Origin of the sequence: Skermanella rosea (assembly GCF_016806835.2) — a bacterium.
GTDB lineage: Bacteria > Pseudomonadota > Alphaproteobacteria > Azospirillales > Azospirillaceae > Skermanella > Skermanella rosea.
Genome location: NZ_CP086112.1, coordinates 382174 through 403274, shown reverse-complemented (window position 1 = coordinate 403274; position 21101 = coordinate 382174). Strand labels below are relative to the sequence as shown.

The 21101-nt window shown below is 68.9% G+C and carries 16 protein-coding genes; 3 read left to right on the top strand and 13 right to left on the bottom strand.

From position 1 onward, the window contains the following. Positions 1–137 precede the first annotated feature (137 nt). The 7 genes from frc to JL101_RS30360 form a co-directional block, all read right to left on the bottom strand. Entirely contained in the window at positions 138–1412 is a 1275-nt protein-coding gene (frc, locus tag JL101_RS30390) for a formyl-CoA transferase (protein WP_203104281.1), read from the bottom strand. 111 nt (positions 1413–1523) lie between these two features. After that, complete coding sequence (gene oxc / locus JL101_RS30385; RefSeq protein WP_203104278.1) at positions 1524–3296, bottom strand: oxalyl-CoA decarboxylase; 1773 nt, start codon at positions 3294–3296, stop codon at positions 1524–1526. A gap of 41 nt (positions 3297–3337) precedes the next feature. Next, the gene (locus JL101_RS30380) at positions 3338–4027 is read right to left on the bottom strand and encodes a GntR family transcriptional regulator (protein ID WP_203104276.1); all 690 of its coding nucleotides are present in this window, start codon (positions 4025–4027) and stop codon (positions 3338–3340) included. 464 nt (positions 4028–4491) lie between these two features. Continuing rightward, positions 4492–5505, bottom strand: coding sequence for an Rpn family recombination-promoting nuclease/putative transposase (locus JL101_RS30375; protein ID WP_203104273.1), 1014 nt, complete (start codon positions 5503–5505; stop codon positions 4492–4494). A 142-nt stretch (positions 5506–5647) separates the two neighbouring features. Further along, the gene (locus JL101_RS30370; RefSeq protein ID WP_203104270.1) at positions 5648–6004 is read right to left on the bottom strand and encodes a response regulator; all 357 of its coding nucleotides are present in this window, start codon (positions 6002–6004) and stop codon (positions 5648–5650) included. Then, positions 6004–7419, bottom strand: a complete 1416-nt coding sequence (locus JL101_RS30365; RefSeq protein WP_203104267.1) for an ATPase domain-containing protein — start codon at positions 7417–7419, stop codon at positions 6004–6006. Before JL101_RS30365 ends, JL101_RS30370 begins: the two co-directional genes overlap by 1 nt. Positions 7420–7549: 130 nt before the next feature. Beyond that, positions 7550–8185 (bottom strand): FMN-binding negative transcriptional regulator, encoded by a 636-nt coding sequence (locus tag JL101_RS30360; RefSeq protein ID WP_203104264.1) that lies wholly within the window; start codon positions 8183–8185, stop codon positions 7550–7552. 43 nt (positions 8186–8228) lie between these two features. Between JL101_RS30360 and pdxR the strand changes: the two genes are divergently transcribed. Next, the gene (gene pdxR / locus JL101_RS30355; protein ID WP_407697451.1) at positions 8229–9749 is read left to right on the top strand and encodes a MocR-like pyridoxine biosynthesis transcription factor PdxR; all 1521 of its coding nucleotides are present in this window, start codon (positions 8229–8231) and stop codon (positions 9747–9749) included. A gap of 2 nt (positions 9750–9751) precedes the next feature. Here pdxR and JL101_RS30350 read toward each other — a convergent pair whose 3' ends face one another. Then, complete coding sequence (locus tag JL101_RS30350; protein WP_203104261.1) at positions 9752–10351, bottom strand: LysE/ArgO family amino acid transporter; 600 nt, start codon at positions 10349–10351, stop codon at positions 9752–9754. 95 nt (positions 10352–10446) lie between these two features. Between JL101_RS30350 and JL101_RS30345 the strand changes: the two genes are divergently transcribed. Continuing rightward, positions 10447–11325 carry a LysR family transcriptional regulator ArgP gene (locus tag JL101_RS30345; protein WP_203104258.1) on the top strand — a complete coding sequence of 293 codons (879 nt, stop codon included), beginning with the start codon at positions 10447–10449 and terminating at the stop codon, positions 11323–11325. A 720-nt stretch (positions 11326–12045) separates the two neighbouring features. Here JL101_RS30345 and JL101_RS30340 read toward each other — a convergent pair. Together JL101_RS30340 and JL101_RS30335 are read right to left on the bottom strand one after the other, a co-directional pair. After that, positions 12046–13185, bottom strand: a complete 1140-nt coding sequence (locus tag JL101_RS30340; RefSeq protein ID WP_203104256.1) for a methyl-accepting chemotaxis protein — start codon at positions 13183–13185, stop codon at positions 12046–12048. A 53-nt stretch (positions 13186–13238) separates the two neighbouring features. Continuing rightward, positions 13239–14576 (bottom strand): IS110 family RNA-guided transposase, encoded by a 1338-nt coding sequence (locus tag JL101_RS30335; protein WP_203104617.1) that lies wholly within the window; start codon positions 14574–14576, stop codon positions 13239–13241. 487 nt (positions 14577–15063) lie between these two features. Between JL101_RS30335 and JL101_RS30330 the strand changes: the two genes are divergently transcribed. Beyond that, the gene (locus JL101_RS30330) at positions 15064–16137 is read left to right on the top strand and encodes an NAD(P)-dependent alcohol dehydrogenase (protein ID WP_203102890.1); all 1074 of its coding nucleotides are present in this window, start codon (positions 15064–15066) and stop codon (positions 16135–16137) included. A 16-nt stretch (positions 16138–16153) separates the two neighbouring features. Here JL101_RS30330 and JL101_RS30325 read toward each other — a convergent pair whose 3' ends face one another. From JL101_RS30325 to JL101_RS30315, 3 genes are read right to left on the bottom strand one after another with little or no spacing between them, the layout of a single operon-like run. Further along, positions 16154–17284 carry an ABC transporter permease gene (locus tag JL101_RS30325; protein ID WP_203102888.1) on the bottom strand — a complete coding sequence of 377 codons (1131 nt, stop codon included), beginning with the start codon at positions 17282–17284 and terminating at the stop codon, positions 16154–16156. A 2-nt stretch (positions 17285–17286) separates the two neighbouring features. Continuing rightward, positions 17287–20046, bottom strand: coding sequence for a ribosome-associated ATPase/putative transporter RbbA (gene rbbA / locus JL101_RS30320; RefSeq protein ID WP_203102886.1), 2760 nt, complete (start codon positions 20044–20046; stop codon positions 17287–17289). Then, positions 20036–21049, bottom strand: a complete 1014-nt coding sequence (locus JL101_RS30315) for an HlyD family secretion protein (protein WP_203102884.1) — start codon at positions 21047–21049, stop codon at positions 20036–20038. The genes rbbA and JL101_RS30315 overlap by 11 nt, the downstream gene beginning before the upstream one ends. Between the last annotated feature and the right edge of the window lie 52 nt (positions 21050–21101).

The following is a 21101-nucleotide window of genomic DNA, read 5'->3' as shown; positions in this document are numbered from 1 at the left end:
GCCCTTGGCCTCCACGGGTGTCGAATTCCTGTTTTGAGCTCCCGGGGGAGATACCCGGATCAAGTCCGGGTATGACGAGCAATAACGCTCTTCCCGTCATGCCCGGACTTGATCCGGGCATTTCCCGCAGGGGCCGCTTACTCGGCCGCCAGCCGCGTCGACTGTCCGACCGCGCCGGAGTTCTTGATCTCGGCGATCCGGTTGTCGTCGAAGCCGAGCACGTCGCGCAGGATCTCGTCGGTGTGCTCGCCCAGCAGCGGCGAGCGGGTGACCTCGGTCGGGCTGTCCGACAGCTTGATCGGGTTGCCGACGCTCAGGTACTTGCCGCGGGTCGGGTGATCGACCTCGACGATGGTGCCGGTCTTGCGCAAGGACTGGTCCTCGGCGATCTCCTTCATGGACAGGATCGGGCCGCAGGGGATGTCGTACTTGTTGAGGATTTCCATGGCCTCGAACTTGGTCTTGGTCATGGTCCATTCCTCGACCGTCGCGAAGATCTCCTTCAGCTTCGGCAGGCGGGCGGCCGGCTTGGCGTATTCCGGATCGGTGACCCATTCCGGCTTGTTGATGACGGTGCAGATCTTCTCCCACACCGGGGCCTGGGTGATGAAGTAGATGTAGGCGTTGGGATCGGTCTCCCAGCCCTTGCACTTCAGGATCCAGCCCGGCTGGCCGCCGCCCGACGCGTTGCCGGCGCGCGGCACGGTGTCGCCGAACTCGCCGTGCGGGTACTGCGGGTATTCCTTCAGCGGGCCGTGGGCCAGGCGCTGCTGGTCGCGCAGCTTGACGCGGCACAGGTTCAGCACGCCGTCCTGCATGGCCGCCAGGACCTGCTGGCCGCGGCCGGTGCTGTTGCGCTGGTACAGCGCCGCGACGATGCCCAGCGCCAGGTGCAGGCCGGTGCCGCTGTCGCCGATCTGGGCGCCGGTCACCAGCGGCGGGCCGTCGTCGAAGCCGGTGGTGGAGGCGGCGCCGCCGGCGCACTGGGCGACGTTCTCATAGACCTTGCAGTCCTCGAACGGGCCGGGGCCGAAACCCTTGACCGAGGCGACGATCATGCGCGGGTTCAGCTCCTGGATGCGCTCCCAGGAGAAGCCCATGCGCTTCAGCACGCCGGGGGCGAAGTTCTCGACCAGCACGTCGCAGGTCTTGACCAGCTCTTCCAGCACCTTCTTGCCTTCCGGCGACTTGGTGTCGAGCGTGATGGAACGCTTGTTGTGGTTCAGCATCGTGAAATAGAGGCTGTCCACGTCCGGAATGTCGCGCAGCTGACCACGGGTGATGTCGCCCTCGCCGGGCCGTTCCACCTTGATCACGTCGGCGCCGAACCAGGCGAGCAGCTGGGTGCAGGTCGGTCCCGACTGGACGTGGGTGAAATCCAGGATACGAACACCGTCTAGTGCCTTGGCCATTGCAATCCTCCCGAGGTCTTGTGTGGTGTGTTTCTGACCGCGTTTTTCTTGTTGGGCGGCCTGCCCGCGCGGGGCAGGCCGTTCTCGTCGGGGTCCAGGGGACCGGTTCCGTTACTGCGGCGGCGGTGCCTTGCGGACCGTGCTCTGCGGGTTGAGGCTGCCGATGTTGCCGCTCTCGGTGCCGGCCGCCGGGTCGATCACAGCGTTGATCAGGGTCGGCTTCCCGGAGTCCATCGCCTCGCTGACCGCGCGGTACAGCTCGTCGGGAGCGGTCACGTGGACGCCGACGCCGCCGAAGGCTTCCATCATCTTGTCGTAGCGGGAGTCCGGCACGAAGACCATCGGCGAGGGATCGTTGCCGCCGGTCGGGTTGACGTCGGTGCCGCGGTAGATGCCGCTGTTGTTGAAGACGACGATGCAGACCGGCAGCTTGTATCGGCAGATCGTCTCCACCTCCATGCCGGAGAACCCGAAGGCGCTGTCGCCCTCGATGGCGAGGACCGGCTTGCCGGTTTCCACGGCGGCGGCGACGGCATAGCCCATGCCGATGCCCATGACGCCCCAGGTGCCGACGTCCAGGCGCTTGCGCGGCTCGTACATGTCGATGATGCCGCGCGCCAGGTCGAGCGTGTTGGCGCCTTCGTTGACCAGGATGGCGTCCGGCCGCTCCTTGACGACCCGGCGCAGCGCGCCCAGGGCGCCGTGGAAGTTCATCGGCGACGCGTTGCTCATCAGCTTCGGCGCCATCTTGGCGATGTTGGCTTCGCGGCGCTCGGCGACCGCCTTGGTCCATTCGGCCGGCGGGGCGGGCCACTGGCCGTCCATCCCGGCGAGCAGGGCCGACACGCAGGAACCGATGTCGCCGACCACGGGGGCCACGATCTCGACGTTGCTGTCCATCTCCTTCGGCTCGATGTCGATCTGGATGAACTTCTTCGATCCTGGCTCGCCCCAGGTCTTGCCCTTGCCGTGCGACAGCAGCCAGTTGAGGCGGGCGCCCACCAGCAGCACGACGTCGGCATCCTTCAGCACCATCGAGCGCGCGGCGCCGGCCGACTGCGGATGGGTGTCGGGCAGCAGTCCCTTGGCCATGCTCATCTGGAGGAACGGAATGCCGCTCTTCTCGACCAGCGCGCGGATCTCCTGGTCGGCCTGGACGTAGGCAGCACCCTTACCGAGCAGGATCAGGGGCCGTTTGGCGTTCTTCAGGACGTCCAGGGCGCGCTTGATCGCGTTCGGGTCGGGCAGCTGGGCCGGGGCCGGATCGATCACCTTGACCAGGGACTTGCGGCCCGCCGCCTCGTCCATCACCTGGGAGAACAGCTTGGCCGGCAGGTCGAGATAGACGCCGCCCGGACGGCCGGAGACGGCGGCGCGGATGGCGCGCGCCACGGCGATGCCGATGTCCTGGGCGTGGAGCACGCGGAAGGCCGCCTTGCAGTGGGGCCGCGCGATCGCCAGCTGGTCCATCTCCTCGTAGTCGCCCTGCTGGAGGTCGACGATCTCGCGCTCCGACGACCCGCTGATCAGGATCATCGGGAAGCAGTTGGTGGTGGCGTTCGCCAGGGCGGTAAGGCCGTTGAGGAAGCCGGGGGCCGAGACCGTGAGGCAGACGCCGGGCTTCTTGGTCAGGAAGCCGGCGATCGCGGCGGCGTTGCCGGCGTTCTGCTCGTGCCGGAACGAGATGACCCGCAGCCCCTCGGCCTGCGCCATGCGGAGCAGGTCCGAGATCGGAATGCCGGGCACGGCGTAAAGGTGCTCGATGCCGTTGAGCTTGAGCGCGTCGATGACGAGCTGGAAGCCATCCGTCAACGCTTGCGGCGCATCGAATTGCGATGCGTCCGCGCCTTGGTTCTTGACCGCTGTTGCAGCCGCACTTGACATAACAGTAGCTCCTCCCCGAGCTCCTTAAGGTTCAAGATCGGTCAGTCGAGAAAGTCGCAGTGCTTCTCGACATGGGCCGCCAAGTCGAGCGTGTGGTCACGCACGAGCCGTTCGACCAGATCCGCGTCCCGCTTTTTCAGTGCATCGATGATGTGCTTGTGCTGCACGATCGACCGGTGGGCACGGTCATCCTGTTGAATGGTGATCTTGCGGATGGCCCGGATATGGACGAACAGGTTCTCGGTGATCTCGATGATCAGATTGCAGTCCGACGACCGGATGATCGACTGGTGGAACTGGATGTTGGCGTCGGAATACTCGTCGAGGTGACCTTCGAGCCCGCCGTCGGAGAAGCCGGTGACCAGTTCCTCCAGGGCCAGGATCTCCGCGTCGGTGCAGCGCTGGGTGACCAGCCGGGCCGCCATGCTCTCCAGGGCCGCCCAGACCGTGATCATCTCGATGATCTCGCGCTTGGTCTTGCGGACCACGAAGATTCCGCGACGGGGGACCGAGCGGACGAAACCTTCCCGTTCCAGCAGCGCCATCGCCTCGCGGACCGGCGTACGGCTGACGCCCAGGGCCTCGCACAGCTGACGCTCGTCGAGCCGGATCTCGCTGGGGTGGTCGTAGATCCCCATCTGCGAGATCGCGCTTTTCAGCGCCGCATAGGCCTTGGTCTTGAAACTCGCCCCCGTGTCCAGGGGCTCGACCGCGAACTTCATGGTGTTCATCACTGTCTCCACCCGTCCCGGCTCTTTTGCTTTTCAGCGCTTCGTCCGGTGTTCGGCTCGGTATTCGCGTTCCGGCCTCTGAATGAAGAATACTGTATACCAGATACGGTCTACCCTACAAGGGGCTTTGTGAACAAACGAGAAATTTGTTTTGTCATGCGGGTGTGCGGACGCAACATTCTTGTTGCATCGCAGCAAACCGGCGTGGGGGGAGACGGGGGATATCCCGGCGCGGACTTGGCCCTGTCATGATGACGAACAGGGCCTTGTCGGTCGGGAAGAGCGAAGCGCGGGCGTCCATCAGGCGTTCGGCGCCGACCGGCGGCCCCGACGTGGCGTGTCCCGGATGGCCGGGGAACGGTTCCGGTTCCGGCCCTTGCATTCGGTTCCGGGCGTTGGGCCGCAGCCCAACGCATCGCAGGACATGAAGCGGGGGAATCGTCCGTTCCGGCCGGAACTCCAGGTCACTCGCCGGGGCGGAGGAGGCCGGGGAAAACGTCGCTCGGCGTTTGGGCGTCCATCAGGCGGTCCATGTAGGTGTCGTGTTGATCCGGCGTTGCGGTATCGATCAACCGTTCCACTTCTGCCGGCAGGGCGCCGAAGCGGCGGGTGAACTGGCGCTTGAGCAGGGCGGCCCTGCCCTTGGCAATGCCTTTGGCCTCGCCCTTGGCCTCGCCCTCGGCGATGCCTTCGGCCTTGCCCTCGGCGAGGAGTTCCCGTTCCCACTTCTTGATGCGTTCCGCCAGCATGCCCTGAACCTCCTCGATATCCATCGGCACCGTCGCGGCCGGCGGGGCGCCGACCAGACCCGCGACCGCGTGCGCCACCACATCGCCGAACGCCAGCCGCAGCGTGGCGTGACCGGGATGGTCGGCGAACCAGGCCGCCGCCTGGCTGACCAGGCCCGGCAAGTCCTCGGGCCGGTCGCAGATCTCGATCCGGAACAGCAGCGCCACGAGGCTGTCGTGCCGGGCCAAGTCCTCGGCGCGCAGCCGTCCCTCGTCGATCAGATGATAGCGGACCTGCGGCTGCCAAGGCCAGAGCGGCGAGTCCTCGGGCAATGCCACCAGGTCGGCGGTGTCGGCGGGGCAGTCCCAGCGGGCCTCGCCGGCGTAGAGCACGATCGGCAGCAGCGGCGGCAGCCGGCCGCCCGGGGCGAGGGCGCGCCCGGCGATGATCTGCTGCCAGAGCAGGCCGGAATAGACCTGCACCCGCACCGGCATGAACCGCTCCGGGGTCGATTGGAATTCCAGCAGCAGGTAGATGTGGACCATCTCGCCGGCCAGCGTCGGCACGCGCCAGATCACGTCGCCCTCGCGGCGGTCGCCCCGGGCGGCGTGGAACTTGGCGTTGACCCGTTCGAGCCGGGAGAAGTCCAGCAGGGCGGCGATCCCGGCGGGGAGGAAGCCGCGCACGAGCTGCTCGATCATCACCGGGTCGGAGAACAGGCGGTGGTACAGGGAGTCGGAGGCTTGCATCGTCGCGGGCGCCGGTCGGGTGATGGTCGCGCGAACAGCAGCACACTCCCGCAACCATCGGCAAGGCTTGGCCGGCCGCCGCGACCTTCTGACCCGGATAACGCCGAGGCTGGAGGCGGCCACGCCGGCGGTGATGATCCGATCAGGGCTTCAGCAGGTCGGCGACCGCGGCGAGGAGCTGACTGTCCCTGAACGGCTTCCCGAGATACCGGTCGAAGTCGATCCGGCCCGTGACGGCTTCCTCGGTCACCGCGGTGGCCAGGATGATCCTGACCTCTTCCAGGGGCGGGGTGTCCCGGATACGGCCGACCAGTTCCGCGCCGTCCATCAGCGGCATCATATAATCGGTGATGATCAGGTCGGGGCTGAAGCACTCGAGGTGCCGCAAGGCTCCCAATCCGTTGGACGCCTCGCGGACCTCGTGCCCGTACCGCGCGAGCAGCGCCGCGTTGGCCATGGTGTTGAGGACTTCGTCATCGACCAGGAGGATGCGCGCCATCAGCCGATCCTCCCGCCGGACGGGGCCTCGTCGTCGATGATGACGCCCCGGCCGTCGATGACGAAGGGCCTGATCGCTGCGTCGAAGGCGCTGTGCCGCATCTTGATCACCGACAGCAGGCGCCGGAGGGTCGAGTCCTTCTCGGCATAGCGCAGCAGCACGACGTTCTCGGCCACCGACGCCACGTCCTCCTGGACGGTCAGCTCCGGCAGGAAGAAATCCCTGGCTTCGGCCGTGCACAGCATCGTCGCCTGCTCGGCCCGGAGCAGCAGGGTGAGCGCCGTGAAGAACGCCTCGTTCCGATTGTCGAACACGGCGGCATTGCCCAGCGCGCCGGCACCGTCGATGAACACCCGGCGGGCGTCGGAGCCGCGGATCGCGTCGAGCAGCGTGTGGGCCATCTCGTCCAGCAGGGTCTCGGTGCGCGGATACCAGAGCACGCGGACCGCGCCCGAGGCGCACAGCCCCTCGAGGTCGATGCCGAGCCCGCGCGCCTTGTGCATCAGCTCCCCCGGCGCCTCGTAGCAGCTCAGCAGGATGCCGCGCTCGGCCGGGGAGCACCGGCCCATGAACATCAGCCCGCACGAGGTCTTGCCGCTGCCCGCCGGCCCGGCGACCAGGGTCGTCGATCCCGCCTTCGGGCCGCCGCCCATCATCGCGTCGAGCCTGGGAATGCCTGTGCTGACGCGCTCGACCGGCATACGGCCGGCATCGATCGGCGTCGCCAACGTCTCCAGCCGGGGCCAGACCTGCAGGCCGCCGCCCGTGATCTCGATCAGGTGGCGCCCCGGCAGGGTCGGGCTGCCGCGGAACTTGTGGACGATGAGGGACCGGACGGCGCGCGCCGAGAACAGATCCTCGCCCAGTTCCAGGATACCGTCGGCCACCGTGTGCTCCGGGCTGGACGACGGGCCGGTCGCGTTGATGATCAGCAGCATCGTGCATCGGCGCAACGCCGCGTCGCCCTGCAGCGCGTAGAGGAAGCGCCGGAACTCCCGGTCGCACTCCGCATATTCCTGGATGACGTGCAGCCCGTCGATCACCAGCACCGAGGGCTCGAACCTGTGGAGGGCGTCGCGCAGCAGATCGTGGAAGCCCTTGATGCCGTCCTCGATCAGCATCTGGAACCCGTTCACGTAGAAGAGCGGGTCGGGCACCAGCCGGGTGTCGGCGAAACCCAGCGAGGCCAGGTTCTGGAGCATCTGGTCGTGGGATTCCGCGGCCAGGGTGACGTAGACGGCCCGGCGCGCCTCGTGCGCCTGATGGAAGACGATCTGGTTGGCCAGGATGGTCTTGCCGCTTCCGGGCATGCCCTGGAGCACATAGACCCGGCCTTCCGCGAAGCCGCCCCCCAGGACGGCATCGAGCCCGCGGATTCCTGACGGCAGCCGCTGCGGGGAGGGTCGATCGGCCATGGGCGCCACCAGCGGTCAAGAGTGCTTCATATGCCTTTGCCGAACGGCGCGGCCAGACATCGCACCAACGCTTACCTTTGGTGTATGTTCCTTCGATACCCGTGTTTCCCGGGCGCGGGACGATGCGCTGTCAGTCCGGGACGAGGCCCGGGATGAGACCGGCGGCCTGGCGGTCGCGGGCGTCGGCGCTCCGGGAAAGCCCCTCCTTCACGTTCGCCCTGTCCTCGGCGGTGCGGTTCTGGCTCATCTTCCGCTTGGCGTCGATCCGGGCGATGGGCAGCCGCACACCGACGATGCCGCGCAGCTGCGCACCTACGAAGTCGGGCGGCGCGTCGCCGACGGCCCAGGGCCGGGGACGCGGCGCCTCGTGGAGATCGGTCAAGCGCGTGACGACGTCGAGCAGGCGGTCGGGATCGTCGTAGAACTCGACCGGGCCGTAGGCGTGGACCGCCACGTAGTTCCAGGTCGGAACGACCCTCCCGTCCCGGCCCTTGCCCTCGTACCAGGAGGGGGTGACATAGGCGTCCGGGCCCATGAAGATCGCCAGGGCCTCGCCGGCCGGTGCCTCCCTCCACTGGGGATTGGCCTTCGCGACGTGGCCATGGAGCGTGCCCATCTCCCCTTCGCGCTCGTCGAGGAACAGGGGCAGCGGCGTGCATACCAATCCGCCGGCCGTGGCCGTGACCAGGCTGGCGAGCCGGGCGGCCCGCATCGTCTCGTGGATGAATGGCAGGTCGCTCTCGCGGAACGCCGGGGGAATATACATCGGGACCTCCTTGACAGGACGGAGCTTTCCAGAAAACTGGTCCATGTTGAACGGCCAGTTTCCACCTTTTCGATCGGTCCAGTCGATGCTCGCGATCCCGCAGCCGGATGGTGCCAGGACCCTCGTCTCCCGCATATCCGGGGCGATCAAGGACCAGATCGCCGAAGGCGTCTATCCGCCCGGCGCACGTCTCCCGTCGTCTCGGGCTCTCGCCGCGGATCTGGGCGTGTCCCGGACGACCGTGACGGCCGCGTATGAACAGCTTGCCGCCGAGGGGTACCTGGAGGCGAGGCAGGGTGCGAGGCCGCAGGTCCCGAAGGGCCTCAAGGTGGAGCCGCCGGTGACGAGGCGGGACGTCGAGGCGATTCCGGCGCGCCTCTCGGCTTTCGGTCGAAGGCTGGCCGACCTTCCGAGGCAGCATCGGCCCGCGGCCGACGCGCCCGTCGCCGACTTCCGCTACGGCGATCTCGCCGCCTCGGATTTCCCCATGCTGATGTGGAAGCGGGCCGTCGATGCTGCGATCCTGCGCCGGCCGTCCCGCCTCCAGTACGGCGATCCGTCCGGCTCGCCCGAGCTCCGTTCGGCCCTGCAAGGCTATCTCTGGCGGGCACGGGGGCTCCGCTGCGATCCCGACCAGATCGTCGTGGTGAACGGGTCGCAGCAGGGCCTCGACCTGTGCGTGCGGCTGCTGCTCGATCCCGGGGAGCCGGCGGTCATCGAGGACCCGTGCTACGCGGCGGCACGCGACGTGCTCCTGGCCGCGGGCGCCCGGCTGGTCCCCCGGGCGGTGGATCGGGAAGGCATGCTCACGGAACGGCTCCCGCCCGCCCGGCTGGCCTACGTGACGCCGTCCCACCAGTTTCCGCTCGGCAGCGTCATGTCCGCCAGCCGCCGGCAGGACCTGCTGGCCTGGGCGCGGACCTGCGGGGCCTATGTCATCGAGGACGACTACGACGGCGAGTATCGCTACGACGTCGCCCCCATCCCCACCTTGCAAACCCTGGACGGGGCCAGGAACGTCATCTATCTCGGCACGGTGTCGAAGACGCTCTCTCCCGCCTTGCGGCTCGGCTACCTCGTGGTTCCGCCGGCCTTGGCCCCGGCTTTCCGCGCGGCGAAGCGGCTGGCGGACCGGCACACGCCGGGCCTGGAGCAGGAGGCCCTGGCGGACCTGATCGCCGGCGGCGCCTACGAACGGCATGTGCGGCGGGTGCGCCGGCGGAACGGGGAGCGGCGGGCCGCTCTCCTGACCGCCCTGCGGGCCCGGTTCCGCGACGGGGTCAGGGTCGTCGGCGCGGAGGCCGGGCTGCATGTCGTCGCCTGGTTCACGCGGTTCCCGATGGACCGGGAGGCCATGCTCGTCGCCGCGGCGCGGGCGGCGGGTGTCGGCGTCTATCCCGTCACGCCGCTCTACGACCCCGCGTCCGCTTCCGGCCGTCCGGACCATCCCGGCCTCGTGCTGGGATACGCGAGCCTCGACGGTCGCGATATCGCGCGCGGGGTCGAGCGGCTGGCCGCCGCGATCGAGGGCGTCGCCGCAGGGCGTCCGCCGCGGACCGGGTGACTTCAGGCGATCAGCGTCGCGGCGATCGTGACCATGACGATGCCGATGCCCACGTCCAGCACCCGCCATGCGCCCGGCCGCGCGAAGACGGGCCGCAGCAGGCGCGCGCCATAGCCCAGGGAAAAGAAGAAGAGGAAGGAGGCCGTCATCGCTCCGAGCGCGAACAGCCCTTTGTTCGCCGCGAACTGCGTGGACACGGAACCAAGCAGGACCACGGTGTCCAGGTAGACATGAGGGTTCAGCCATGTCAGCGCCAGGCAGGTCGCCAGCGTCGCGCCGAGGCTGGCGGGAACGGCGTCCGCCGGCATCAGCGCGTTCCCCGAGCGGGCCGCCGCCAGGAAACTGCGCAGGCCATAGGCGAACAGGAAGGCCGCGCCGGCATAGCGCGTCGCCGTTTCGAGCCAGGGTGCCCAGTCGGCGGCCCGGGCGAAACCGCCCACTCCCGCCAGGATCAGCAGGGCATCCGAAACCGCGCAGGTCAGGCAGACCGCCAGGACATGTTCGCCGCGCAAGCCCTGGCGGAGCACGAAGGCATTCTGCGCGCCGATGGCGACGATCAGGCTGAGACCCAGCAGAAGGCCGGGGAGGAAAGCGGACAGCATGGCGGGCCACCTTGGTTGCGGAGGCGGCTTCACTAGCACGGCGGACCGGATTAGCATGCTTAAAGATAATCAGCTTGATTAAGGGATGCTAATTCGTGCTCGATTACGCCCTGCTCTCCGCCCTGGCGGCCGTCATCCGCACCGGCAGCTTCGAACGGGCAGCATTGCAGCTTCACGTTACCCCCTCGGCGGTATCGCAAAGGGTCAAGCTCCTGGAGGAGAGGCTGGGGGCGATCCTGGTGGTGCGAGGCTCCCCCTGCGTCGGCACGCCCGCGGGGCAGCGCCTGTGCCAGCACGTGGAACAGGTGGCCCTGCTGGAGAGCGAGCTGCGCCAGGAGCTTCCGGGCTTCCGGCACGCCGGGCCGCCGGTGACCGTCCGCATCGCGGTGAACGCCGACAGCCTCGCCACCTGGTTCGTCACCGCGATGGCCGAGACGCGGGACTGCCTGTTCGACCTCGTCATCGACGACCAGGAGCACAGCGCGGATTGGCTGCGCCGGGGCGAGGTCCTGGCCGCCGTGACGTCCGGCGCCAAGCCGGTGCAAGGCTGCGACAGCACGCCGCTGGGCGCGCTGCGCTACGTCGCGACCGCCAGTCCGGAATTCGTCCGCCGGCATTTCCCCGACGGGTTGAATGCCGAGTCCCTCGCCCGTGCGCCGTGCCTGACCTTCAACAGCAAGGACCGGCTGCAGACGCTATGGACGCTGCAGGCCTTCGGCACGGAAATCTCGCCGGCCACCCATTGGCTGCCCTCCTCCCAGGCATTCATCGACGCGGCGCTGGTCGGCCTGGGATGGGGAATGAACCCCGAGATGCTGGTCGCCGACCATCTGCGGACCGGCCGGCTGGTCGCCCTGGTTCCGGACCAGCCGCTCGACGTACCGCTGTTCTGGCAGCGCAGCCGGATCGCGAGCAGCCGCCTGGGCGACATCACGCGAGCCGTCCTCCGCACGGCCGGCGCCATGCTGAAGTGACGGCAAATTCTATGCTCGTGCCAGTGCGTTATCGTTGGCGGCAAGCTTGGCGTCGAGGGCGGAAGCTCCGCGCATGGCCTGTCCGAGCAGCTGTTCCCTGGCCATCCCGCGAACGGCCTCCTTCGTGCCGGTCGATCACCGCGGCCTATTCGTCGAACGCCGCCGCCACACCCAGGGCCGGCCATTCGACCAAGCGACGGCGCATCGCGCCGATGCCATCCCGGCGGACCCTTACTGCCTCGGGTACGGTTCCGTCGTCGATGACGATACAAGCGTCGGGGGTTCGCCAACTGCCGGGTGTCGAGATCCTTGATGATCGCCGGTATCGCCGGTCCCGACGGCGCCTGGATCACGCCGCGCCAGGATCCGTTGACGCCCTTTTCGCGGGCATGCAACGGGTTCTGGACCGAGGCGATCAGCGCCAGCGTGCCCCTCCCATGCGGCGGGGAACGCAAATACTCCGCAGCGAATTAGAACTGCACCCGATCAGGTCGATCCGCCCGAGACAGCTGATCCGATGCGTTGCGCCATGGGCGCAACTACGACCTTCGGCCCGCATCACCTCCGCCCTGCATCGAGCCGTAGGTTGCGCCCATGGCGCAACACAGTGCGGCGAGTGGAACGGCAGGCTGCGAGGACCGGAGCGGTTCAACCTGATCGGGGACCGCTCTAGCGGTACATCAGGCAGCGGGATTGTCAACGGGCACCGACGGCCCCGCCTCACGCCTGATAGGCGATCCTGTCCGATATCTCCAGCACCCCGTCCAGGAAGCCCGCCAGCAACCGGTCGGCGGCGTCGCTGAAGCGGGTGACGCACTGCTCGGGAGAGGTCCCGGGCACCGGTCTGTAGTCCGCGTCGAACAGCGCGTCCAGGGTCAGGGTGCCAGCATCGATCGCCTCTTCCAGGATCGATGCGACGCGGTCGGCGCCGTCCCGCACCGCGCGGATGAACGGGGTGTCGACCGTCTCTACGTCGAGGCGGCTGGACAGGCCGATCAGCTTCTCGCTCGACGCCAGCAGGCCGTTCAGGCGGTCGCGGGCCTGGTTGAGGTTGCCGCTGGAGTGGGTGACGCCGGCGGACAGTTCGACGATGCGCTGCTCGACCGTGGCGATGCCGGTGCCGATCAGGCCGGCGGCGTCCTCGATGCGGTCCTGCTGGCGGTCCACGTCGCCGATGGCGCCGGCCAGCGTCTCCATCAGGTCGCCGATCCGGCTGGCGTCGCTGCCGACCGCCGACGCCTTCGACGCCGCGCCGGCTCCGCGGGCCGCCAGAGCCTTCACCTGCTCGGTCAGGTAGCGCAGGGTCGCGTCGATCTCCTGCGTCGCCACGGCGGTCTTGCCGGCCAGCGCCTTGACCTCGTGGGCCACCACGGCGAAGCCGCGTCCGGCCGACCCGGCGCGCGCCGCCTCGATCGTCGCATTCAGCGCCAGCAGGTTGGTCTGCTTGGCGATCGCGCTGATCTCCTGCGCGACCTTGCCGACGCGGGCCAGCGCGTCGGTCAGGTCGGCCGACTGTTTGTCGATCGCCGTCACGTCCTCGGTCAGGGTGTGCAGCCCGGCGAGCGCGTTGTCCACTTGGCCGCGGCCCTGGGCCACCTGCTCCTGGGCCTTGGCGGTCACCGCGCGGGCGGCCGCGGCGGCGGCGCTGACGTGCCCGGTCCCGGCCGCCATGTCGGCGGCGTCGCTGCGCAGTTCCGCCAGGACAGAGACCTGATGGGCGATCCGGCCGCTGACATCGTCGACATGGCCGGCCACGTCGGCGAACGCGACGCCAAGGCTTCCGACTTCCCGCGCCAGTTCCACGATGGCCGTTTCGGTATTGGCCGCCTGGTCGGCGCCGACGGACACGCTGTCTCTCATATGTCACCTCCCGTTTCAGGCTGGAGTTGACGAAGTCGCTCTCCAGTCATTTCCTAAGAAACTCCGTTGGTAGCCGGGGCAGCATCAGCCTGTTGGAGGACGTAGCCCAGCGACTTCGCCCGCCTCTGGAGGTTGGTCAGAACCCTCTGCCGGTAGCGCTCCTCGTAGTAGGAGGCGCCGGGATCAGCATAGTCCATCCCATGGCGCAGGGTGTTGTAGAAGAGCACCGCGATCTTGCGAGCCGTGGCGGTGACGGCCTTGGCCTTGCCGACACGGCCCGACAAGCGGCGGAAGAAGGCGCCCAGCGCCGTATCCGTCCGTCCGACCGTCACCGCCGCCAACCGCAGCAGCGACGCCGCCCGGTTGCTGGAACGGCGCGTTCGCGAGGACAGAACCTTCCCTCCGGAGATCTTGTTGCTCGGCGCCAAGCCAAGCCAGGAGGTGAAGTGCTTGGCGCTCGGCCACGCCGAGAGATCGGTCCCGCATTCGCCGACCAGCTTCAGCGCCAGATAGGGACCCAGCCCGTGGATCTGCGTCAGGTCGACCCCGAGCACGGCGTGCAGCGCCGTTCTGACGTCGAAGTCGACGGCGTTCGGCTGCCGCGTGGTCGTTCGGGCGGGGGGCAGCTCACCGACAGGCTTCGCCGACTGGGCCTCGATGCGCTTCAGCGTCGCTTCGATCTTCCTGTCACAAGCGACAACCTTCTCCTGGCAGGCGTCGTAAAGCGCCAGCGCCTGTTCCAACGCGAAGAGATGCTCGGCACGCCAGGTGCCGGTCAGCGCCCGCTGAATGGTTTCGACATCGGCACGGCAGCGCCGGTCGCGGTTGGCGGCCAACACGCCGGGGTCACGCTCTCCGGCGACGATGGCGCGCAGGATGCGCAGGCCGGTGACCCCCATGATGTCCGACACCACGTGATGCACCTGGACATTCATCTGCATCAGGGCTTTCTGCATGTGCTGGATGTGCGTCGCCGCCAGCTCCACAAGCCGCTCGCGCTGGCGTAGATACGCGCGCAATGCGGCGATCTCGCCCTTGGGAAGAAAACTGGCGCGCAGCAGACCGAACTCGTGCAGGCGCTGCAACCACTGGGCATCGCTGACGTCGGTCTTGCGGCCCGGCACATGCTTGGCGTCGCGGGCATTGACCAGCAGAACCTCGAAGCCGCGCTGCTCCAGGATCTCGAACACGGGAATCCAGTAGACCCCGGTCGACTCCATGGCGATCGTCTCGATCCCGCACTCCTGGAACCAGTCCGCCAGACGATGGAGATCATCGGTGAAGGTGCCGAACGTGCGGACCGGCTCCGAGGCGCGATCCGGTCCAACCGCCGCGACATGCATCTTCGCCCCCACGTCGATGGCGGCCGCCCGAGGATGGATGGGGGACATCGCCCGTGATTGGACCGGCTTGTTCGTTCCAGTCATGCCAGCATCTCCCTGTGTCGCTAAACAGCGGGAGGGGCTGGACTGCGCAGGATATCAATTTCCTAACCGGGATCACCGCGAGGCGTCACCACTCTCAAGTGCGCAACAATCCATGGACCACGTTTTTTTACGGGATCATCCGCCACCAAAAATTCGTCGGCCGCTCCCCTCCGCCGTCAGATTCTACCTCGGGACCGTTTCTCTGGCCACAGGCGGGCCGGAGGCCGGCGAGGGTTTTTGAGGAGATGGTACCGGGCGGCAGTTAACAGTTGATTCAAACACCCCGGAGTCTTTCGGCCTATCCGTTCCGGCCGGCGTGTTCTCGAAGGACGGTAATCCACGCTGCCCCGAAGCGCTGATGTGCTTAACGTGGATCAATTACCCCCGCCGGCGAACCGGTACGATCCACCCCGATCCCGCTTGCGGGCGCGTGTCAGACACGGGGGGAAACATGCCGAAAATGAAAGCCGCCATCTTCGTCGAACCCGGCCGCATCGTGCTGGACGAGAAGCCCGTACCGGACGTCGGGCCGCTCGATGCCCTGGTCCGGATCACCACGACCACCATCTGCGGCACCGACGTCCATATCCTGAAAGGCGAGTACCCGGTCGCCCGCGGCCTGACGGTCGGGCACGAGCCGGTCGGCGTGATCGAGAAGCTGGGCTCGGCCGTCCAGGGCTACCGGGAGGGCCAGCGGGTGATCGCAGGCGCCATCTGCCCCAGCGGCCACAGCCACGCCTCGCTGTGCGGCTTCCATTCGCAGGATGGCGCCGGGACGGCGCATGGCTGGAAAGCGATCGGGGGCTGGAAGTTCGGCAACACCATCGACGGCTGCCAGGCCGAGTTCGTGCTGGTGCCGGACGCCATGGCGAACCTCGCCCCGGTGCCCGACGGGCTGAGCGACGAGGAGGTCCTGATGTGCCCGGACATCATGTCCACGGGCTTCTCCGGCGCCGAGCGGGCGGGGATCAGGATCGGCGACACCGTCGCGGTGTTCGCCCAGGGGCCGATCGGCCTGTGCGCCACGGCGGGCGCCAAGCTGTGCGGCGCCACGCTGGTGATCGGGGTGGACACGGTGCGGGAGCGGCTGGAGGCGTCCCGCCGGATGGGGGCCGACCGGGTGGTCGATTTCAAGGCCGGCGATCCGGTGGAGCAGATCATGGCGCTGACGGACGGGCGCGGGGTGGACGTCGCGATCGAGGCGCTGGGCACCCAGGCGACGTTCGAGGCCTGCCTGCGCGTCCTGCGGCCGGGCGGCACGCTTTCGAGCCTGGGCGTCTATTCCACCGACCTGCACATCCCCCTGGGGCCGTTCGCCGCCGGCCTGGGCGACCACACCATCGTCACGTCCCTGTGCCCCGGCGGCAAGGAGCGCATGCGACGGCTGATGAACGTGGTGGCGTCCCACCGGGTCGATCTCCGCCCGATGGTGACGCACCGCTTCAAGCTGGACGACATCGAGGCCGCCTACGAGCTGTTCTCGCACCAGCGCGACGGCGTCCTGAAGGTCGCCGTCACCCCGTGACGCTTTGCCCGGCCCGTCATTGATGGGCCTGCGACAGCATGATGCGGAACCGGGCCAGCGCCGCCGCGAGGAACAGGCCGCCGAGGCCGGCCAGCACGAGGAGCTGCGGCCAGACCACCTCCAGCCCCGCGGCCCGGAACAGTACCGCCTGGGACAGCGTGACGAAATGGACGGTGGGGGAGACCTGGATCAGCGTTTCCAGCACCGGCGGCATGCCCTCGATCGGCGAGGTGGCGCCCGAGAGCATGTTCAGGATCAGGAAGACCGGGATCGCCATGAGCGCGAACTGGGGCATCGACCGGACCAGGGTGGCGAGCAGGATCCCGAGCGACGTGGTCGCGAACAGGTAGGCCGCCGCCCCGGCCAGGAACAGCGCCATCGACCCCTCGACCGGGACCCCCAGCGCGCCCTGGACCACGAAGCGCAGCGACAGTCCCGCCGCCACCAGGATCACCAGGCCGTTGGCCCAGATCTTGGCGACGGCGATCTCGCTCGCCCGGACCGGCATGACCAGCAGGTGCTCGATCGTGCCGTGCTCCCGCTCCCGGATGACGGCGGCGCCGACCAGCAGGATCGACAGGATCGTGATGTTCTCCATCACCGCCATGACGGAGTGGAACCAGGCGCCCTCCAGGTTCGGGTTGAACCAGGCGCGCGTCACGGCATCAATGGGAACCGCCGTCGCCTCGCCGCGCGCCCGCAGGAAGTCGATCGCCTCCCGCTGCACGATGGCCTCGATGTACCCGGCGCCGACCCCCGCCTGGGTCATCGCCGTGGCGTCGATGTTGAGCTGAAGCTCCGGCTGGCGTCCGCGCAGCGCGTCGGCCTCGAACCGCGGCGGGATGTCCAGCACGAAGGTCCGCTCGCCCCGGTCCATGGCCGGGTCCAGCTCGGCCCGGTCGATCAGCGCGGGCGGCCGGAAGTAAGGTTGCAGGAACGCTTCGCGCAGCCGGGACGACAGGGCGGAGTGGTCGCCGTCCACCACCGCGACGCTGGCGTTCTCGATCTCGGTCTTCACGCCGGTCGCCACGCTGTAGACCGAGAACGAGAAGGAATAGAGGATGAAGGCGAACAGCACCTTGTCGCCGGCGAGGCTCGCCAGCTCCTTCAGGCCGAGGCGGAAGACGTTCGATAGCCAGATGGGCATGGTCAACGCTCCTGCTTCCTGAGCAAGCGGCTGGCGATCATCAGGAACCCCGCGCCGAACGCGAACAGCATCAGGAATTCGAGCTGGAAATCCGCGAACGGCCGCCCTTTCGCGAAGGTGCCGATGCTGACGTTCTGGAACCACAGGGAGGGGAATCCCAGCCCGATGTACCGCCCGGCCCCTTCCACCGTGGCCGCGGGATAGAGATATCCCGAGAAATTGATGGCCGGCACGGTGACCAGCACGGCGGTCGCGATGATCGCCGCGACCTGGCTCCTGACGAAGGTCGAGACCACCAGCCCGACCCCCGTGGCGGCGAACACGTAGAGGAGAGCCCCCAGCGCCAGGGCCGCCATGGATCCCTTCACGGTCACGCCGAACAGGACGGCGACCAGCAGGGTCAGCGACAGGAAGCTGAGGAAGCCGATCGCGACATAGGGCGCCTGCTTGCCCAGCAGGAACTCGCCAACGGTCGCCGGAGACGCCTGGAGATTGCTGATCGAGCCGATCTCCCTCTCCCGCACCACGCCCAGCGCGGTCAGCATGGACGGGACGATGATCAGCAGGATCATGATGCAGCCGGGCGTGATCGCGACGGCGCTGCGGAATTCCTGGTTGTAGCGGAACCGTGCCTCGACCTGGACCGGGTATGGCGAAACCGCCTCCCCGGCCGTACGCCGGGCGAGGTCCTGCGCATAGGAGGACACGATGCCGTCCACGTAGCCGCGCGCCGTCTCGGCCCGGAACGGCATCGACCCGTCGAGCAGGAACGCCACCTGCGGCCGGTGGCCGTCCAGCAGGTCGCGGCCGAAGCCGGGCGGGATGTCGATGGCGACCCGCAGCTCGCCCGACCGGAGCCGCGCGTCGATCTCGCTTTCGCTGTCCATCGGCGGCCTCTGGTCGAAATAGCGGGAGCCCGCGAAGCTTTCGACGAACTGCCGGCTCTCGGCGCTCCGGTCGCGGTCGAACACGGCGAAGGGAAGGTCCTCCACGTCGAAGGTGACGCCATAGCCGAAGGTGACCATGAGCACGATCGGGCTGAGCAGGGCGAAGGCGAGCCGGACGGGGTCCCGCAGGATCTCGATCATCTCCCGCCGCGCGAAGGCGAAGATCCGTCCGAAGGACGCGGCGAGCGTGGCATGGTCCGGCGGCTTCGCGTCGGCCGTGGCGGGCGGTGCCGCCACGCCCTGCCTCGCCCCCTGCCCCGCCCCGGACTCCGCGTCCTCGCCGGTCGCCTCCACCAGGCAGGCGACGAAGGCGTCCTCCAGGGATGCCGCGCCGCGCGCTTCGCGGATCTCCCGCGGCGTGCCGACGGCCAGCGTCCGCCCGGCATGCATCAGCGAGATGCGGTCGCACCGCTCGGCCTCGTTCATGAAGTGGGTCGAGACGAAGACGGTGACGCCGTCGCGCCGCGCCAGCTCGCCCAGGTGACGCCAGAACATGTCCCGCGCCGCCGGGTCCACGCCCGACGTCGGCTCGTCCAGGATCAGCACTTCCGGCCGGTGGAGGCAGGCGGCGGCCAGCTGAAGGCGCTGGCGGATGCCGAGCGGCAGGCTGTTCGGCCGGGCGTCGGCCACGCCGGCGAGGTCGAACCGCTCCAGCGCCTCGCGGGTGCGCGGCCCGACCTCCGCCGCCGGGATTCGGTACAGCCGCGCGTGCAGGTCCAGGTTGGCGCGGACCGACAGCTCCTCGTACAGCGAGAAGGACTGCGACATGTAGCCGACCCGCATGCGCGTCGCGATGTCGCCCGCCGCCACGGGACGGCCCAGCAGTTCGGCCCGCCCCTCGGTGGCCGGCAGCAGTCCGGTCAGCATCTTCATGGTCGTGGTCTTGCCGCAGCCGTTGGAGCCGAGGAAGCCGAAGATCTCCCCGCGCTCGATCCGGAAGCTGACCCCGTCCACGGCGGTGAAGTCGCCGAACCGGCGGGTCAGCCCCTCCGCCAGGATGGCCGGCGGCGCTCCAGGATCCGGGGTGCGGGGCGGCAGCGGGGTCCAGCCCTCGGCCGGCCCGGTCCCCCTGCCCCGCTGGAGGGCGGCGAACGCCTCGTCCAGGGTCGCGGCGCCGGTCCGGGCCAGCACCTCGGCGGTCGGGCCGGCGGCCAGGATCGTGCCGCCGTCCATCGCGACCAGACGCTCGAACCGTTCCGCCTCCTCCATGTAGGCGGTGGCGACCAGCACGGTCATGCCCGGCCGGCCGGCCCGGATGTCGTCGATCAGGCGCCAGAACTGCCGGCGCGACAGCGGATCGACGCCGGTGGTCGGCTCGTCCAGGATCAGCAGGTCCGGATCGTGGATCAACGCGCAGCACAGCGACAGCTTCTGCCGCATGCCGCCCGACAGCTTGCCGGCGGGGCGGTCGGGAAACGGGTGCAGGCCGGTGGCGTGAAGCAGCCGGTCGATGCGCGCCCGGCGGTCCGCCCGGGACAGGCCGAACAGGCTGCCGAAGAAGTCGATGTTCTCGACCACCGACAGGGTCGGATAGAGGTTCCGCCCCAGCCCCTGGGGCATGTAGGCGATGCCGGGCGCCGCCCGGTCGCGGTGCGCTGCCGAGGCCATGTCGCCGCCCAGCACCCGGACGGTGCCCGCCTGCCCCCGCTTGACGCCGGCGATCAGCGCCAGCAGCGTGGATTTGCCGACGCCGTCCGGGCCGACCACGGCGGTCGCCGTGCCGCCGGGGATCCGGAGCGAGACGCCGTCGAGCGCCGCGGTGCGCCCGTAGCGGTGCGAGACGCCCTCCAGCGCGACCCCGTCGTCACCGGACATCGGCGGTCTCCGCCCCCTCGGGAGTTGGCGGAAGCTTTGGCGCGAGCTCGGCCGGCCACTCCGCCGCCCGGTCGATCCGGACATAGGCGTTTCCGGTGAGCCCCGCGCGCACATAGTCGCGGTAGGTCTCCAGCAGCTTGGGATCGATCGCCAGCTTGACGCGGTACATCAGCTTCTCGCGCTCGTCGGAGGTCTCGACCGCCTTGGGGGTGAACTGCGCCTCCGCCGCGATGAACGACACCGTGGCCGGCACCACGTAGCTGGGCGCCGCGTCGAGCACGATCCGGGCATCCGAGCCGTGCGCCACCCGCCCCGCCTGGCCGGTGGGCAGGAAGACCGTCATGAAGACGTCGGTCAGGTCCAGGACGGTGACCACGCGCCCTCCCGCTCCCAGCACCTCGCCCGCCCGGGCGAGCCGGTATTCCACCCGGCCGGAGACGGGGGTCTTCAGGGTCATGTCGGCGATGGTCGCCTCGATCTGGGCGACCTGCGCCTCGGCGGCCTCCCGCGCGGCCCCGGCGTCCCGGACGGCGGCCCTGGCGCCGAGGATCTGGGCCTTGGCAACCTCGTTCTGCGCCCGGCGCCGGTCCACCTCGGCGGTCGAGACGGCGGCGCGCCGTTCCAACTCCACGACGCGGCGCAGCTCGACCTCGGAAAGCTGCTGTTCCGCCTCGCGGATCGCGACCTCCGCCTCGGCCTTGCCGATGCTCTCGACCGCACGCCGGACGGCGGCCTTGGCCGCGAGGAGCTGGGCCTGGAGTTCCGTGACGTCCATGCGGGCCACGATGTCGCCGGCCTGGATGGCGTCGCCCTCGCGGACGCGGATCTCGGCGACGCGGCCGGCGAGCTTGGTGGCGATATCGACCCGTTCGACCTCGATCCGGCCGTTGGCCGACGCCAGGCCGGCCGGCAGGGCGCGGGACTGCTGCGTGTCCCAATAGGCATAGCCGCCGGCGGCGATCCCGACGACGGCGAGCAGGGCGAGAAGGGGTGCGGCGCGCATGGAGAGCATTGTCCTGGTTTCGGCGGCGGTACGGCTTGACCGCTGTCTTCGT